This is a genomic window from Sphingomonas sp. HMP9 (genome assembly GCF_013374115.1).
GTDB lineage: Bacteria > Pseudomonadota > Alphaproteobacteria > Sphingomonadales > Sphingomonadaceae > Sphingomonas.
This window is the reverse complement of record NZ_AP022673.1, coordinates 82,711-100,801: the sequence shown is the minus strand read 5'-3', so window position 1 is coordinate 100,801 and position 18,091 is coordinate 82,711. Positions and strand designations below refer to the sequence as shown.

Genomic DNA, 18,091 nt, shown 5'->3' with positions numbered 1-18,091 from the left:
CTCTCGCTCCTTGCCGAACGCCAATCGAAGCGAGCCGCCATGCACGAAGCCTCCCCGCCTCCGATGACTCCGCCTCCGCTAAACCCGCAACCGCTCACGGGTCCTCCTATCGCGGAAACCGCCACGCTGATGTTCCGCGAGGCGGCGGAATCGTCCGACGCCGTCGCACGGATGCTCGCGACCAACGCGGCGGCGTTCGCAGCGCTTGGTGCACGGCTTCGTGCCACGCCGCCTGCGGTCGTCGTGACCTGCGCGCGCGGCTCGTCGGATCACGCGGCGGTCTACGGCAAATACCTGATCTGGACCAAGACCGGCATCCCGGTCGCCGCCGCGGCGCCGTCGGTCGTGTCGATCTACGAGGCACCGCTCGGCGCGCGCAACACGCTGTGCATCGCGGTGTCGCAGAGCGGTCGCAGCCCGGACCTGCTTGCCGCGGTCGCCGCGCAGAAGGCCGCCGGCGCGCATGTCGTCGCGTTCGTCAACGACGAGACCTCCCCGCTTGCTGAGACGGCCGACACGCTGATCCCGCTGTGCGCCGGACCGGAAAAGTCGGTCGCGGCGACCAAATCCTATATCTGCTCGCTCGCCGCCTTCGCCGCATTGACCGCCGAATGGGCCGACGACGACGGGCTGCGTCGCGCGGTTGCCGCGCTCCCCACCGATCTCGCACGCGCCTGGACGCTCGACTGGTCCGCCGCCGTCGCACCGCTGCGGACGGCGACCAACCTGTTCGTGATCGCGCGCGGCATGGGGCTCGGGATCGCCAACGAGGCGGCGCTGAAGATGAAGGAAACCTGCGCGCTGCACGCCGAATCGTTCAGTTCGGCCGAGGTCCGCCATGGCCCGATGCAGTTGGTCGAGGCTGGCTTCCCGCTGCTGGCGCTCGCGACGTCCGACGCGGCCGGCGACGGCGTTCGCGATGCGGCCCGCGAGTTCGCCGATCGTGGCGCAGCGGTCTTGCTCGCCGATGCCGGGCTGGATGGCAGTACCGACGACGGCGTCCTGCCCGCGCTGAAAGCCCATCCGGCGATCGAGCCGATCCTGCTGATCCAGAGCTTTTACCGCATGGTCAACGCCCTCTCGGTTGCTCGCGGGTTCAACCCCGACGCCCCGTCGCATCTCAGCAAAGTGACGCGCACATTATGACGATCTTCCGGTTTTCGAATGGCCATGTGGTCACCCCCGCGGGCGTCCTGCACGACGCGACGATCGTCGTCGAGGATGGGCGGATCGCTCGGATCGACGAGACGACCACCGATCAGGGCACGGATCTGGCCGCGGATCACGCGATCGACCTCGACGGCGGCTGGCTGATGCCGGGCTTCGTCGATACGCAGGTCAATGGCGGCGGCGGCGTGCTGTTCAACGATACGCCCACGGTCGAGGGGATCGCCGCGATCGGCGCAGCGCATCGTCCGTTCGGCACCACCGCGTTCCTGCCCACGCTGATCAGCGACACGCCCGACGTGATCGCACGCGCGCTTGATGCGGTCGACGCGGCGATCCTCGCGGGCGTCCCCGGCGTCCTCGGCATCCATATCGAGGGCCCGGTGATCAGCCCGGCGCGCAAGGGCATCCACGACCCGACGCGCTTCCAGGATCTCGACGACGACCTGCTGGCGCTGCTGACCCGCCCCCGCCTCGGCCGGGTCATGGTGACGCTGGCGCCCGAGCGCGTGAGTGCGGCGCAGATCGCGACGCTGACCGCGGCGGGCGTGCTCATCAGCATCGGCCATAGCGACGCGGATCACGCCACCGCGAGCGCCGGGATGGCCGCCGGGATCACCGGCGTGACGCATCTGTTCAATGCGATGTCGCCGCTGGTCCACCGCGCCCCGGGCGTGGTCGGCGCGGTGCTCGACGACCAGGCGGTGTATTGCGGGATCATCGTCGACGGCTTCCATGTCGACGATGCGGTACTGCGGATCGCCCTGCGCGCGCGTCCGCACGACCGGTTCATGCTGGTCTCCGACGCCATGCCGTGCGTCGGCGCGACCGAGAAGTCGTTCGTGCTGCAGGGCCGCGAGATCCATGTCGAGGGTGGTCGCTGCGTCGGCGCCGACGGCACGCTCGCAGGCTCCGATCTCGACATGGCCGGCGCGGTCCGCAACACCGTCGACCGGCTCGGCGTCGCACCCGAGATCGCCGCGGCGATGGCAGCGACCTATCCGGCGGCGTTCCTGCGGCTGTCGCAGGAGCGCGGCACGGTGCAGGTCGGCCGCACCGCCGACTGGGTCGTCCTCACGCGCGACCTGCACCCGGTCGGTACGTGGATCGGCGGGGCGCGCGCGGCCTGACCGGTCGCGCTACCCTGCTTTTGCGCCCATCCCTTCCGGCATCGAGCCCTCCCCTTCTGGCATCGAGAACGCACCCATGGCCTCCATCCTCCTGACCGCGCCGATGCAGGGCTGGGCAACGCCGATCGACGAGGTCCCCGACGCGGTGTTCTCGGAGCGGATGCTGGGGGACGGCGTCGCGATCGATCCGACCGGCGATTGCCTGTACGCCCCCTGCACCGGCACCGTGCTGACGCTGCTGCCGAGCGGCCATGCGATCACGCTCGCCACGCCCGAGGGCGCGGAGATCCTGATCCATATCGGCCTCGACACGGTCGCGCTCGGCGGACGCGGGTTCAGCCCGTGCGTCGCGGTCGGCGACACGGTCGAGCGCGGGGCGCCGTTGATCCGCTTCGATCTCGACCTGTTGGTCCGTGAGGCCCGCGCGGTCATCACGCCGATCGTCGTCGTCAATCCCGATCGGTTCAGGATCGTCTACGCCGTCTCGAGCGAACTGGTCGCGGTCGGCGATCCGCTGATGACGCTCGAACCCAGCGAGGCGGTCGCGCACCGCGAGACAAGCCAGGACGGCGCGACGCACGCGCGTACGGTCGTCGTACCGCTGCCCCACGGAATCCACGCGCGCCCGGCCGCGCGCCTCTCCGCGACCGCCAAGCGCTTCGACGCCGACGTGACGCTGGCATCCGGCGACAAGACCGCCAATCTCCGCAGCCCGATCGCGCTGCTCGCCCTCGCGATCCGCCGAGACGACACGATCGTCGTGACCGCGGCAGGGGCCGATGCCGCCACCGCGCTCGCCGCGATCTGCGACCTGATCGAGAGCGGCATGGACGAGCCCGCCGAAGCCCCTGCCCGCGCGCCTGCCGTCGCGCCCCTGCCGCCCCGCGCCGCGGTCGACGGCGCACTGAGCGGAGTCACCGCGGCGCCGGGCCTGGCGATCGGTCGGGCACGCTGGTTCCGTCCCGCCGACATCGTCGTTCCCGAACGCGGCGAAGGCATTGCCGTCGAGGAGGCACGCTTCGATGCGGCCGTCACGACGCTGTCGACCCGGTTCGCGGAGCGCGCCCGCGGCGCAACCGGCCCCGAACGCGCGATCGTCGAGGCGCATGCGGCGATGCTCGACGATCCCATGCTCCACGATACGACGCGCAGCGGCATCGCACGCGGCGAAAGCGCGGGTCATGCTTGGCGCGGCGCGATCCGTCCGCAGGCCGATGCGTTGCGCACCAGCACCGATACGCGGCTTGCCGAGCGCGCCGACGACATGCTCGATCTCGAACGCCAGCTCCTCGCGCTGATCGCCGGTGTCGAGAGCACGCCGGTGTCGTTCCCGCCCGACACGATCCTGCTCGCGGACGATCTGTTGCTGTCGCACGTCCTGTCGCTCGACCGCGCCAACATCGTCGGCTTCTGCGTCGAGCGCGGCGGCCCCACCTCGCATGTCGCGATCCTCGCGGCGACGATGGGCCTCCCCGCGCTGGTCGCGATCGGCGCGCCGTTGAACGCCGTCGCCGATGACACGGCCGTGATCCTCGACGCCGGCGAAGGCCTGTTGCGGATCGATCCCGACGCCGACACGCTCGTCGCCACGCAGGTGCGGATCGTCCAGGCGCAAGTCCGCCGGACCGAAGCCCTCGCGCGGGCCGGCGAACCCTGCCGCATGGCGGACGGCACCCGGATCGAGGCCTTCGCCAATCTCGGCGCGCTCGGCGATGCCCGTCTCGCGGTCGAGAACGGCGCGGAAGGGTCGGGCCTGTTGCGCACGGAATTCCTGTTCCTCGAACGCGACGCCGCGCCCACGGTCGCCGAACAGACCGCCGATTACCAGGCGATCGCCGACGCGCTCGACGGCCGCCCGCTGATCGTCCGGCTGCTCGACATCGGCGGCGACAAGCCCGCGCCGTACCTGCCGATGGCGCCGGAAGAGAACCCCGCGCTCGGCCTGCGCGGCATCCGCGTCGGCCTCGCATATCCGCAGATCCTGGAGGATCAGGTCCGCGCGATCCTGTCGGTCAAACCCGCCGGCCAATGCCGGATCATGGTGCCGATGATCGCCAGCCTCGACGAACTGCGCGCCGTCCGCGCCGTGGTCGACCGCGTCGCCGCCGAGATCGGCCACCACGGCCCGGTCCCCGTCGGCGTGATGATCGAGACGCCCGCCGCCGCGGTCACCGCCGACCTGATCGCCGCGGAAGCCGATTTCCTGTCGGTCGGCACCAACGACCTCACGCAGTACACGCTGGCGATGGACCGCGGCAACGCCGCCGTCGCCAGCGGGATCGACGGGCTGCACCCCGCCGTCCTCCGCCTGATCGCACAGACCTGCAAGGGCGGCACGGTGCATGGCCGCTGGACCGGGGTCTGCGGCGGGCTCGCCTCCGACCCGCTCGCCGTGCCGATCCTGATCGGGCTCGGCGTCACCGAACTCTCGTCCGCACCGGCGCTGGTCCCCGAGATCAAGGCGCTGGTCGCGACACTGACGATGGAGGCATGCCGCGCGCATGCCGCCGCCGCGCTACAATGCGGGTCCGCCGCCGACGTCCGCTCGCTCGCCCGGGAGTTCACCGCATGAAATCGATCCTCGAAGCCCTCCAGCCGCTCGGCCGCGCGCTGATGCTGCCGATCGCGGTGCTGCCGATCGCCGGCCTGCTGCTCCGCCTTGGCCAGCCCGACCTGCTCGACATCGCCTTCGTCAGCGCAGCGGGCGACGCGATCTTCTCGCACCTCGGGCTGCTCTTCGCGATTGGCGTCGCCACCGGGTTCGCCCGCGACGGCAACGGTGCTGCGTGTCTCGCCGGCGTTGTCTGCTTCCTGGTTGCGACCGAGGCGGGCAAAGTCCTCATCACCGTCGCGCCCGATATATCCGCAGGGCTGACCGGCGCCTCTGCCGACCTCGCGATCGCGGCGTGGAAGGCCAAGGCGATGGCGCGGCTGGACGTGCCGATCGGCATCCTGTCGGGGCTCGCGGGCGGGACGCTCTACAATCGCTATTCGACGATCAAGCTGCCGGAATATCTTGCCTTCTTCGGCGGACGACGGTTCGTGCCGATCGTCAGCGGCGTGGCGGGCCTCGTGCTCGCGGCGGTGTTCGGCTTCGGTTTTTCGCTGCTGAGCCAGGGCGTCGACCAGTTGAGCGTCGCGATCACCGGCAGCGGTGCGATCGGCGTGTTCGTGTTCGGGCTCCTAAACCGCCTGCTGCTCGTCACCGGGCTGCATCATCTGCTCAACAACATCGTCTGGTTCGTCGCCGGCGATTACCACGGCACATCAGGCGATCTGCGCCGGTTCTTCGCGGGCGATCCGTCGGCCGGGATCTTCATGGCCGGGTTCTTCCCGGTGATGATGTTCGGCCTGCCCGCCGCGTGCCTCGCCATGTATCACGCCGCGAAGCCCGAGCGCCGGAAAGCGGTCGGCGGCATGTTGCTCAGCCTCGCGCTGACCTCGGCCCTCACCGGCGTCACCGAGCCGATCGAGTTCAGCTTCATGTTCCTCGCGCCCGTGCTCTACGCGGTCCACGCGGTGCTGACCGGCCTGTCGATGGCGCTGATGGACCTGCTCGGCGTCAAGATGGGCTTCGGCTTTTCCGCAGGGTTGCTCGATTACGTGCTCAATTTCGGCAAGGCGACGCGCCCGCTCGTCCTGCTGCCGGTCGGCGCAGTGTATTTCGTGCTGTATTACGGGCTGTTCCGCTTCTTCATCCGCAAGTTCGACCTCGCGACGCCGGGGCGTGAAGCGGAGACCGTCGCAGCGGTAGCGACCCCCAGTGCGGGCGGGCGCGGTGCGGCGTTCGCACAGGCGCTTGGCGGCGGGGCGAATCTGACGACGGTCAGCGCCTGTACGACGCGGTTGCGGCTGATCGTGGTCGACCAGTCGGCGGTCGACGATGCCGCGCTGAAGGCGCTCGGCGCCCGCGGTATCCTGCGCCCGTCGAACTCCGCGCTCCAGGTCGTCCTTGGCCCGATCGCCGACGTCGTCTCGATGGAAATACGCGATGCGCTCGCGCTGGGCGGCGACATCGCGGCCAAACCGGCGGCGGCCGTGACGGCGGATACGGTGGCCCTGTCCTCCGCCATCGAGGCGGCGCTCGGCGGTACCGCGAATGTCCGCACCGCCAGCCGCCACATCGGGCGGTTGCGCGTTGAGCTCAATGCCTCGGACCTGGCGGATGATGCCGGGCTGGCGAAGCTCGGTATTCGCGCGGTTGCGCGGCCGGCACCCGGCCAGGTGCATCTGCTCGCGACCGACGCCGTGCTCGGCACGCTCGTCCGCTAGCCCAATACTTATCCTCCCCCGCCAGGGGGAGGTGGCTGGCACTTGCCAGACGGAGGGGGAGGAAAGGGAAACGCCGGTTCCGTGTCCTCCCCCTCCGTCGCCTTCGGCGCCACCTCCCCCTGGCGGGGGAGGATTGGTTATTTAGCGGCCTCAGCGCGCAAGCGGTTCCAGCGACACAGTGCCGAGGACGCCCGAAACCCCCTCCGCGGCCGCTTCCACCATCAGCACGATCTGGCGCACGCCGCCGCCCGCCGGCAACGCCGCGTCGAGCGGCCCCGCCTCGACGCCGGTCTTCGACGCGAGACGCCGGCCGTCGACCCACAGCTCGGCCTTGCCCGCGATCGCCGCGAAGCGGATCGTGCCGCCGTCCGCACCGATCCGCCGCCACGGCGTCACGCTCGCGCGGTAGAGCCGCCAGCGACCCTCCGACGCCGCCTGCACCGGTGTTCCGCTCCGCACGAACGCCCAGCTGTTATTGTCGCCGTCGATCGGCGCCAGCGCAGGATCCGGCCGTGCTGCGAACGCCGGCGAGCGTCGCCACTCGCGGATCGCCTGACCTCCAAAGGTTGCCGGCACCTGCGTGCGCGGCGCGATCGCTGCCCGGTCGATCACCAGACGCGCCGGCCTCAGCCCCGGCGCGGTCGCGGTCATCACGATCCGCCCACGACCCGTCCCCGCCTGCACGATGACCTGCGCCAGTCCGTTGAACAACGACCGCGCATGACCCTTCTCCGGCTCGTGGCTGTTCGGATCGCCGTTGCCGACACCGATGACCGCCGCGCCGTCGACTGAGAACTGCGTCGGCAGGTTCGCGGTCGGCACATGGCGGCCAGCGGCATCGATCGCATCGATCGTCACCGGCTGCGTATCCTCGTCGTCGCCCGCCATCACGGTCCGCGCCGGTGTCAGTCGCAGCGCAACCGGCTTGCCCACAGTCTCGTGCGCCGCGGTCGCGACAACCTTGCCGCCACGCATCGCAACAACCTCGATCCGCCCCGGCGCGTAGGGTACGTTGAACGCGTTGCCCATGATCCGGTCGACCGCCTGCTCGCCGATCTTCCGTCCGTTGAGTCGCAGCCCGACCCGCTCGGCGTTGCTCATCACCAGCACGACGATCGGCTGGCCCTCGCGTCCCGGCCACGTCCAGTGCGGCGCCAGACTGACGACCGGCACGTCATCCACCCAGTGCGCGCGGTGAATGTCGAACGCGGTCTTGGGGAAGCCGCACAGGTCGAGGATGCCGAAAAAGCTCGAAATCGTCGGCCATTCATGCGGCGTCGGTTCGCCGTGATAATCGAACCCGGTCCACACGAACCCGCCCGCGACGAAGGGCCGGTCAGCGATCTTCTTCCACGTCGCGCGGTGCGTATCGCCCCAGCTCGCGGCCTCGACGTCGTAGGACGACTGGACATGTGCGGCCGGATCGCTCGCGAACGCGCCGCGCGTTTCATAGGCGCTGGTGTCTTCCGAGCTCGTCATGGGCTTGGTCGGATTGAGCTGGTGGAAGCGATCGTAATCGCCCTGGTAATAGTTGAACCCGACCACGTCGAAAATGCTCGACACGTTGACCGGATCGAAGAACGCGCCGTTCATCGCCCCCGTCACGGGCCGGCTGTTGTCGAGTGCGTGCGCCGCGTGCGCCATCCGCCGCAGCATCTCGACGCCCGCCTCGGTGCCTTGCATCGGCTCCTCGTTGAATACCGACCACAAAATCACGCTCGGGTGGTTGCGATCGCGGCGGACCATCCATTCGAGCTGCGCCATATAATCGGGCGCGGGATTGAACTGGCGGTTCTCGTCCATCACGACGAACCCCATCTGGTCGCACAGGTCGAGCAGTTCGGCGGCAGGCGCATTGTGCGAACAGCGGATCGCGTTGCAGCCCATCGCCTTCAACCGCTCCAGCCGCCAGCGCAGCAGCGCATCGGGAATCGCCGTGCCGACGCCTGCATGATCCTGGTGCAGGCACACCCCCTTCAGCTTCACCGATCGGTCGTTGAGCAGGAAGCCACGGTCCGCATCGAACCGGATCGTACGGAAGCCGACCGGAATGCGCCGCTCATCGACGATCGCGCCGTCGCGCAGGACGTGCGTCACGACGGTATAGAGCGTCGGCGTCTCGATCGACCACGCGCGCGGTGCTGGAACCGCCAGCGTCACGGTCGCCGTCGCACGCTCCAGCGGCAGGACGGTCGCGGTCGCCTGAGCCCCTGCCACGCGCTTGCCGTCCGGATCGAACAGAGCGACGTCCACTGTCACGCCGACCGCGGCGCGATCGTTGCTGCCGAGCGTCACTGTCACCGGCACGCTCCACGCGCCGTCCGCAGCGCGCCTGGGATCGCAGTGCACGCCGTCTGTCACGATTCCCACGGGGGCCCGGCGGATCAGCCATACGTGGCGATAGATCCCCGCGCCTTCATACCACCACCCCTCCATCGCCTGCGCATCCACGCGCACGGAAATCACGTTGAGGTCGTCGCCGAACCGCGCGAACGGCGTCAGGTCGATCTGGACGCTGTTATAGGCCGACCAGTTGTGCGCGACGACGCTGCCGTTGACCCAGATCGTCGCATTGGTCGCGATCCCGTCGAACTGCAGCGCGATCGTCTTGCCCCGGTCTGTCGGATCGAGCCGCAGCGTCCGCCGGTACCAGCCGATCCCGCGCGCGCGATACCCTTGCGAAATGTTGGCGGTCTTCACGAATGGCTGCGCCGAGGCCCAGTCATGCGGCAAGCGAACCGACTGCCAGTCCGAATCGTCATACGCCATCGCCGCCGCGCCCAGCGCATTGCCCGCCTTCACGCTCAGATAGGTCGCGTTGTGGCCGTCAGGCGCGGGCGCGATCACATCGCCCTCGTGGAACAGCCACCCGCGCTCGATCAGCGTCCGCGACGGATCCTGCACCAGCGCAGTCGCCGGCAAGGTCCGCGACGGCTGCGGCATCGGCAGCGCGCCCGCCGCCCCCTGCGCTGTAACGCTGGCCGCAAACCCGGTCTCGATCGGCCCCACGACCAAAGAAGCACCCGCACCCGCCGTGCTGATGAGAAGCTCACGTCGGTTCATCGAATGCTCTCGGTATTAAAGGTCAGATATCGGCGAGTTCGGCGACGAAGTCGTACGCATCGCCGCGGTAATAGGAGCGCGTGAACTCCGCGGCCCGACCATCGCGCAGGAACCCGCGTCGCTCGATCAACAGACCGGCATGGCCCGCATCGACACCCAGCATCCGCGCATGCTCGCCCCCGAACGGTACCGCACGCAGGCGCTGGAGCGCGCGTACCGGCCGGCTTCCGGCGTTCTCGAGCGCGGTGTAGAGCGAGTCATCGACCACTTCGACCGACGGCAGGCAATATCCCGCGATCGTCGAGAATTCGAGCGCCATCGCCTCTTCGTCGGCATAGCGGATGCGGTTGAAGCGGAACACCGCCGCCCCCGGCGACAACCCCAGCGCCATCGCTTCCTCGGGGTTCACCTGTCCCGCAGAGCGCGAGATCCAGCTGCTGCTCGACGTACGCCCCCGCGCCGCCATGTCCTCGCTGAACGACGACAGCTTCGAAAAGCTCTTCTCGACGCGCCCGGCGACGAACGTCCCCGCGCCCCGTCGTCGCGTGAGAAGCCCTTCCTCGACCAGTCCGCCGATCGCCTTGCGCACGGTGATCCGCGATACGTCATACTCGATCGCGAGATCGCGCTCGGCCGGGATCGCATTGCCTTGTACTAGCAGCTTCTCGCCGATCGCGTTGCGGATCAGTTCCTGCAACTGCAGATATAGCGGCGATGGATTCCCCTTGCGAAAGCGTCCGATTTCATCGGAAAACGCCATGTATTCCCCCTCCGACCGGCGGCTCAAAGCGAGCCTTGCCGCGTCCTTTGTGGTAGCGTAGCCAAGGACCGCGTGCTGGGCAACCAGACTAAATCCATGGGCCATATTGGTATGTCTCGTGACTGCCCCGCGTCCGTTCCCCAGCCATGGCAGGACAACCGCGCAGTCAAATGACGGGGTTGTGTCTGGACTTATATTGGTTACATTCCTCGACCAGCGGCCGTCAGGAGCCGATACAGGGAGCAGTCGACATGCGTGCAACCGCGAACCGAAATGCCGGGCGCTTGCTGGCGGCGACGGCGCTGCTTCCCGCCATGCTCTGCGCGCTACCGGCCCAGGCGCAGGATCGCCTGCCGCTGGTACCGCAACCCTCCGCGATCACTCGTACCGCCGGAAGCTACATGATCGCCAACGGGGCCACGATCGCGGCGGATGCATCCGACACTGGTGCCGCCGCTGCCGCGCGCCTGCTCATCGCGCACGTGAAGACCGAGCGGGGGCTTGCACTCCAGACGTCGCCGAACGGCACGATCCGCCTCGTTCGCGACGCTTCGATCAAGGGCGCCGAAGCCTACCGGCTGACCGTGGGTACGTCCGGCGTGACGATCACCGCGTCGGGCGACGCCGGGCTCCTGTACGGCGCCATGACGCTCGCACAGCTCATCAGCCCCGATCGCGCGGTCGGCCAGCCCGTCCGCATACCGGCGGTCACGATCGACGACGCGCCGCGCTTCGGCTGGCGCGGACTAATGGTCGACACCGCGCGACATTTCCAGTCGCTGCCGTCGATCTATGCGATCGTCGACCAGATGGCGTCGGTGAAGCTCAACACGCTGCATCTTCACCTCACCGACGACCAGGGCTGGCGCTTCGAGGTGAAGGCGTATCCCAAGCTCACCAAAATCGGCAGCGTCCGCACCAGCCCGTCGACCGGCGAAGCACCCGGCACGCGCGTCGGCGGCTTCTATACGCAGGACGAACTGCGCAAACTGGTGGCGTATGCCTCTGAACGCGGAATCGTGATCGTGCCCGAGATTGACCTGCCCGGCCATGCGCAGGCACTGGTCGCCGCCTATCCCGAACTTGGCGTGATCGGCGACACGCCGCAGGTCAGCAACGAATGGGGCGTGAACCCCTACCTCTTCAACCCGGGCCCCAAGGGCATCGCCTTCGTCAAGACGGTGCTCGACGAACTCATGGCGGTGTTCCCCGGCACCTACATTCATCTCGGCGGCGACGAGGCAGTCAAGGACCAGTGGGAGCGCAGCCCCGAGGTCCAGGCGCAGATGGCGAAGCTCGGCATCAAGGACGAAAACGGCCTGCAAAGCTGGATGATCGACCAGTTCGGCACCTACCTCGCCAGCAAGAAGCGCCGCCTGATCGGCTGGGACGAGATCCTCGAAGGCGGCCTGCCACCGTCGGCGTCGGTGATGTCGTGGCGCGGCGAGAAAGGCGCAGTCGATGCCGCGAACCAGAACCACGACGTCGTGCTGTCGCCCGCACCGACGCTCTATTTCGACAGTCTGCAAAGCGACCGCCGCGACGAACCACCAGGCCGGCTGTCGATCCAGTCGCTCGCGACGGTCTATAATTACGAGCCGATGCCGGCGGGGATCGGCCCGGACAAGGCGCAGCACGTGCTCGGGGCGCAGGCCAATCTGTGGAGCGAATACATCGTCACGCCCTATCAGATGCAGCACCTGATCTTCCCCCGCGCCGCCGCGCTCGCGGAGATCACTTGGTCCGGCAAGGACAAGCGCGACTTTACGGGCTTCCTCGACCGGGTCCAGCCGCAGATCCAGCGCTGGCGGCGGTCCGGGCTCGAAGTCGCGGACAGCGCGTTCGCGGTGGGGTACACGCTCGACGGCACGCGCGGCGATGCGCTCCGCACCAACCGCGCGAAGGTCGCCCTGGCCACGCAAGCGCCATACGGCACGATCCGCTACACGCTCGACGGCAAGGTGCCGACCGCGCGCTCGTCCGCCTACACCGCGCCGCTCTCGGTCAAGCCCGGGGTGTCGATCCGCGCCGCCGCGTTCGACGCGAGTGGCCAGCCGGTCGCCGAGCCGCGACTGTTCGAGACCGGGCGACAGGCGCTGCTGACCCGCACGGCGTCCGACATGATCGCCTGCCCCGAGGGGTCACTTGGCCTGCGCGTGCCGCTGACGTCCGAAGCGCAAGCCAATGCCCTGGTGTTCAACGTCAACATCTTCGACACCTGCACCGCCTACCCGGCCGCGCCGATGGATGTCGCCAAGGGGTTCACGATCGATATCGCCCGCCTGCCGCGCAACTACGGCCTCGCGCACGACTTCACCAAGGTCCGCCAGCATTACAACGTGACCCCGCATGGCGAACTGATGGTGCTGGTCGGTTGCACCGTGAAAGGCGCGAAACCGGTCGTCGCGGGCACCTTCCCGCTGCCCGATCCGAAGACCGCACCGACTCGCTTCAGCGTGAAGGGCGCGCTTCCCGCGATCACCGGAGACCGCGACATCTGCCTGCAATTCACCTCCCCCACGTCCGACCCGTTCTACGCGGTCGAGCGCATGACCTTGTCGGAGACACGCTGATGCGTCGCTGGTTCGTCCTTCCCCTGATCGCGCTCGCCGCGCCTGCGCTCGCCTCGCCCAAGACCGTGGTGAAGCTCGACGGCGCCTGGCAGGTGCGGATCGATCCGACCGACACCGCCGCGACCGCCGCGCACAAGCGAGAGGCCAAGTGGCTGGCGGCGACCGTCCCCGGATCGGTCCAGCAGGATCTGATCGCCGCGCACCGCGTGCCCGATCCGTTCAAGGGCACCAACGAGGCGGCGATCCAGTGGGCCGGGCTGACCCGGTGGCAGTTCCGCCGCGTGGTCGACGTCACCCCGGCGATGCTCCAGCGCAATCACCTCGACCTGGTATTCGACGGGCTCGACACGTTCGCGACGGTCAGCGTCAACGGGACGGTATTGCTCACCACCGACAACGCGCACCGGCGCTGGCGCGTGGATGCGCAGCCCGTGCTGAAGGTGGGGCGGAACGAAGTGCTGGTGACGATCGCCTCGCCGATCCGCACGCTTCAGCCGATGGTGCTCGCACAAAAGAACACGCTGCCGGGCGAATATGACTCTGCGTTCGGCGACGAGCCGAAGGGCAAGCAGACCTCGCCCTATATCCGCAAACCCAAATATCATTATGGCTGGGACTGGGGTCCCCGCATCGTCAACATCGGGATCTGGCAACCGGTCCGGCTCGAGATCTGGGACGACGCGCGGATCGACACGCTCCGCGTCGAGCAGGAGGCGCTGACGCCAACCGAGGCGCGGCTGTCGGCCAAGCTCGACGTCGCCGTCGAGACGCCCGGCGTCGCGACGTTTCGCGCCGCGGTCACCGGGCCGGACGGCAAGATGGTGTCGGCCGACCGGACGGTGACGCTCGTCAAGGGCAACAATGCCGTCACGATCCCGCTGGCGATCGCCGATCCCAAGCGCTGGCAACCGGTCGGCTACGGCGCGCAACCGCTCTACACCGTTACCGCAACGCTGGTCGGCGCGGAGCCGACCCCCGAGGACAGCGTGACGAAGCGGATCGGCCTGCGCACGGTCGAGCTGATCCGCAAGGACGGCAGCTTCGGGTTCAAGGTCAACGGTACGCCGATCTTCGCCAAGGGTGCGAACGTGATCCCGTTCGACAGCTTCCCGTCGCGCGTCACGCCCGCCTATATGGAGACGATCCTGAAGGGCGCGCGCGACGCCAACATGAACATGGTTCGTGTCTGGGGCGGCGGCACCTATCTGGACGACGCGTTCTACGACATCGCCGACCGGATGGGCCTGATGGTGTGGCAGGACTTCATGTTCGGCGGCAGCGTGACGCCGCCCGATGCCGCCTTCCGCGAAAACGTCCGGATCGAGGCCGAGGAACAGGTTGCACGGATCGGATCGCACCCCTCCGTCGTGCTGTGGGCCGGCAACAACGAGGTCCAGGCCGGCTGGGAAAACTGGTCCGATCGGAAGGCGTTCAAGAAGGCGGTCGGCCCCGACGAGCAGGAGCGGATCGGCACCGGCATGACGGTGTTGTTCGACCGTGTGCTGCGCGATGCGGTGCTGAAGAAATCGCCGGGCACGCCCTATTGGCCGGGCTCGCCGTCGAGCGACTATGAGGGACCGACCGACACCGACAAGGATGGCGACCGCCATTTCTGGGACGTCTGGTCGGGCTCCAAGCCGGTCGAGCGCTATCTCGACAGCTGCCCGCGCTTCATGTCCGAATACGGCTTCCAGTCGATGCCGGACCTGTCGACGATCCGCGAATTCGCCGGCAAGGGCGCGCTGACGGCGGACAGCCCGGTGATGAAGGCGCACCAGAAGTTCCTCGCCGGCGAAGGCAACGAGCGTCTGATGATGTACCTGCGCGATCGGTTGCGTCCCGCGCGCGATTTCGCCGATCTCGTCTACCTCACGCAGGTCAACCAGGCCGAGGCGATCCGCATCGCCGCATCGCATCACCGCGCCTGCCGGCCGGTGACGATGGGCTCGCTCTACTGGCAGTTGAACGACGTCTGGCCTTCGATCAGCTGGGCGAGCATCGATCATGCCGGCCGGTGGAAATTGCTCAACTACGCCGCCCGCCGCTTCTTCGCGCCCCAGGCGATCGTCGCCGAGCGCAAGGATGGCACGACGCGCATCTCGTTGATCTCCGACGCGCCGACGCTGGTCGATTCGCGCTGGCGGCTGCGGACGATGACGATGGACGGCAAGGTGTTGAAGGACACCACCGCCGCGCTCATGCTGGAGCCGCTCTCGGCGAGACTGGTCGCGACGCTGTCCGACGCGGCGCTGTTCGGCGCCGCCCCGCCGGCCGGCAGCTTCGTGGTCGCCGACTTGCAGGTCGACAACGGCGGCACGAGCCGGGCGATCATCGAACGCGCCCTGCCCAAGGACATGGCGTATCCCGACCCCGGCCTGACCGTTCGCTGGACCGGCCACGACGTGAAGATCACCGCGACCAACCTCGCCCGCGCCGTGATGCTCGATTTCGGCGCAGTCGCCGCGCAGCCGTCCGACGACGGCTTCGACCTGTTGCCGGGCGAGAGTGTCACCATTCACGTCGTCTCCGACTCTTCCGCCGCCATGTTGCGCAAGGCGCTTACCCTGAGGACTCTCGCCCGATGATCTGGCTCCTGCTCGCATCCGCTGATCCGGTGGCGACTGCCGTCGCGCAAATGTCGCTCGAACAAAAGGCGGCGCAGTTGCAGAGCACTGTCCCTGCCGATCCTAAGGCCGGCCTGCCCGCCTATGACTGGTGGAACGAAGGGCTCCACGGCCTCGCGCGCAACGGCCACGCGACCGTCTTCCCGCAGGCGATCGGCATGGCCGCGACCTGGGACACCGCGCTGGTCGCGAAGATCGGCGACGTCGTCGCGACCGAGGCGCGCGCGCGCTTCAACGCGCAGGACGTCGGTGCGAACCGCAAGATCTACGAGGGGCTGACGATCTGGTCGCCCAACATCAACATCTTCCGCGATCCACGCTGGGGCCGCGGCCAGGAAACCTATGGTGAAGACCCCTATCTGACCGGCCGCCTCGGCGTCGCGTTCATCGGCGGGTTGCAGGGCCCCGACCCGCTCCACCCCAAGGTCATTGCCACCCCCAAGCACTTCGCGGTGCACAGCGGCCCCGAAGCCGGACGCGACAGCTTCGACGTCGATCCCAGCCCCTATGATCTCGAAGCCACCTACTTTCCCGCGTTCCGTCTCGCGGTTACCGAGGGCAAGGCGCAGTCGCTGATGTGCGCGTACAACTCGATCCATGGCGTTCCCGCCTGCGCATCGTCGGCGTTGATGGTCGACCGGCTGCGGCGCGACTGGGGGTTCAAGGGCTTCACCGTGTCGGACTGCGACGCGGTGTCGAACATCAGCCTCTACCACCACTACCGCCTCGACGCCGCAGCCGCCGCCGCCGCCGCGATCCGCGGCGGCACCGACCTGAATTGCGGCAGCGCCTATGCCGCGCTGCCCGCTTCGGTCCGCCAGGGTCTCGTCACCGAAGCCGAGGTCGACACCGCGCTGATCCGTGCGCTCGAGGCCCGCCGCGCGCTCGGCACCGTGTTCGGCGCGGCCAATCCGTGGCGCAGCATCGGCACCGACCAGCTCGACACCCCCGCCCACCGGGCACTCGCACTCGACGCCGCGCGCAAATCGATCGTCCTGCTCAAGAACGACGCGAACCGCCTGCCGTTGAAGCCCGGCAGCCGGATCGCGGTGATCGGCGCGGACGCCGACGATCTCGGCGTGCTGCAAGGCAATTACCACGGCACCGCGGTCGCGCCCGTCACGCCGCTGGAGGGCATCCGCAAGCAGTTCGGCGGCGCCAACGTCCGCTATGCGCAGGGCTCGTCGCTCGCCGACGGAGCAGCCGTGCCCGTCCCCGAGACGGTCTTCGCCAGCGGCCTGAAGACCGAATATTTCGCCGCACAGGCCGGCGTCGGCGCACCAACCCTGACTCGCACCGACCGTCACATCGACATCGACCACAACCGGGCAAGCCCTGCCCCCGGCCTCGCCAGAACGTTCGGCGTCCGCTGGACCGGCACCTTCACGCCACCCGCCGCCGGGACCTACCCGCTGGTCGTCGACGTCCCCGCCTGCTGGAAGGATTGCTCGACGCACGACGCGGTCCGGCTCTGGATCGGCGACCGCCAGCTGTCGGCCGGCGAAGTCAAGAAGGGCCGCGTCGAGGTCACGCTGACCAGCGACGGCAAGCCCGTCCCGTTCCGCCTCGAACTCGATCACCGCAGCGACGACGAGGGTGTCCGCCTGCTCTGGAGTCCACCCGCACAGCCGCTGCTCGACCAGGCCGTCGCCACCGCCCGCGACGCCGATGTGATCGTCGCGGTGATGGGCCTGTCGCCCGATCTCGAAGGCGAGGCACTCTCGGTCAGCGTCCCCGGCTTCGTCGGCGGCGACCGCACCGACATCGGCCTGCCGCTCGCCCAGGTCCGCCTGCTCGAAGCCCTTAAGGCCACCGGCAAGCCCATCGTCCTGGTCCTCACCAGTGGCAGTGCGGTCGCGGTCGACCCGGCATCGGCAGACGCGATCCTCGCCGCCTGGTATCCCGGCCAGTCCGGCGGGACCGCGATCGCCGAGACGCTGGCAGGGCTCAACAACCCGTCGGGCCGCCTGCCCGTCACCTTCTACAAGACCACCGGCGACCTCCCTGCCTTCACCGACTACACTATGAAGGAGCGCACCTACCGCTACTTCACCGGCACGCCGCTCTGGGGCTTCGGCCACGGCTTGAGCTACACCAAATTCGCCTACGCCGCGACGAAGCAGGCCCACAGCGTCACCGCCGGTCAACCGCTGACCGTCACCGCCAAGCTCTCCAACTCGGGCAACCGCGCGGGCGAAGACGTCGTCCAGGCCTATCTAATCGCGCCCGCCGCCAAGGCCGGAGGATCGACCACCCCCGTCCTCCAGCGCCAGCTCGTCGGCTTCGGCCGCGTCGCGCTGAAGCCCGGCCAGTCGCGCACCGTCCCGATCACGATCGATCCGCGATCGATGAGCAGCGTCTCGCGCGACGGCACGCGGACGATCGTTCCCGGCGCTTACCGTCTCTACATCGGTGGCGGACAGCCCGGCGACGGCGCAGGCCAGTGGAGCGACCTGACGATCACCGGCACGACGGTGGAGTTGCCCAAGTGAGCGGCTCGAA

Annotated in this window: 9 protein-coding genes; 7 read left to right on the top strand and 2 right to left on the bottom strand. The window is 68.7% G+C overall.

The annotated features are described in order from the left end of the window. The first annotated feature begins 63 nt into the window (after positions 1-63). The 4 genes from HMP09_RS00445 to nagE all read left to right on the top strand — a co-directional run bounded on the left by HMP09_RS00445 (position 64) and on the right by nagE (position 6,569). Positions 64-1,146, top strand: coding sequence for an SIS domain-containing protein (locus HMP09_RS00445; RefSeq protein ID WP_176498716.1), 1,083 nt, complete (start codon positions 64-66; stop codon positions 1,144-1,146). Beyond that, positions 1,143-2,297, top strand: coding sequence for an N-acetylglucosamine-6-phosphate deacetylase (gene nagA / locus HMP09_RS00440; RefSeq protein ID WP_176498715.1), 1,155 nt, complete (start codon positions 1,143-1,145; stop codon positions 2,295-2,297). Before HMP09_RS00445 ends, nagA begins: the two co-directional genes overlap by 4 nt. Before the next feature lie 76 nt (positions 2,298-2,373). Then, entirely contained in the window at positions 2,374-4,869 is a 2,496-nt protein-coding gene (gene ptsP / locus HMP09_RS00435) for a phosphoenolpyruvate--protein phosphotransferase (protein WP_176498714.1), read from the top strand. Continuing rightward, positions 4,866-6,569, top strand: a complete 1,704-nt coding sequence (nagE, locus tag HMP09_RS00430) for an N-acetylglucosamine-specific PTS transporter subunit IIBC (RefSeq protein ID WP_176498713.1) — start codon at positions 4,866-4,868, stop codon at positions 6,567-6,569. Before ptsP ends, nagE begins: the two co-directional genes overlap by 4 nt. A gap of 150 nt (positions 6,570-6,719) precedes the next feature. On the opposite strand, the gene galA is transcribed toward nagE, so the two are convergent. Both galA and HMP09_RS00420 read right to left on the bottom strand, forming a co-directional pair. Continuing rightward, complete coding sequence (gene galA, locus HMP09_RS00425; protein ID WP_176498712.1) at positions 6,720-9,632, bottom strand: beta-galactosidase GalA; 2,913 nt, start codon at positions 9,630-9,632, stop codon at positions 6,720-6,722. Between the two features lie 22 nt (positions 9,633-9,654). Further along, positions 9,655-10,392: a GntR family transcriptional regulator gene (locus tag HMP09_RS00420; protein ID WP_176498711.1), complete on the bottom strand. Its 738-nt coding sequence runs from the start codon at positions 10,390-10,392 to the stop codon at positions 9,655-9,657. A gap of 251 nt (positions 10,393-10,643) precedes the next feature. On the opposite strand from HMP09_RS00420, the gene HMP09_RS00415 reads away from it, so the two are divergent. The 3 genes from HMP09_RS00415 to HMP09_RS00405 are packed head-to-tail and all read left to right on the top strand — an operon-like array spanning position 10,644 to position 18,081. Beyond that, a complete protein-coding gene (locus HMP09_RS00415; RefSeq protein ID WP_176498710.1) occupies positions 10,644-12,965 on the top strand; it encodes a beta-N-acetylhexosaminidase in 2,322 nt (773 codons plus the stop codon). Next, entirely contained in the window at positions 12,965-15,550 is a 2,586-nt protein-coding gene (locus tag HMP09_RS00410; protein WP_176498709.1) for a beta-mannosidase, read from the top strand. The genes HMP09_RS00415 and HMP09_RS00410 overlap by 1 nt, the downstream gene beginning before the upstream one ends. Continuing rightward, a complete protein-coding gene (locus HMP09_RS00405) occupies positions 15,547-18,081 on the top strand; it encodes a glycoside hydrolase family 3 C-terminal domain-containing protein (protein WP_176498708.1) in 2,535 nt (844 codons plus the stop codon). The genes HMP09_RS00410 and HMP09_RS00405 overlap by 4 nt, the downstream gene beginning before the upstream one ends. Positions 18,082-18,091 lie beyond the last annotated feature (10 nt).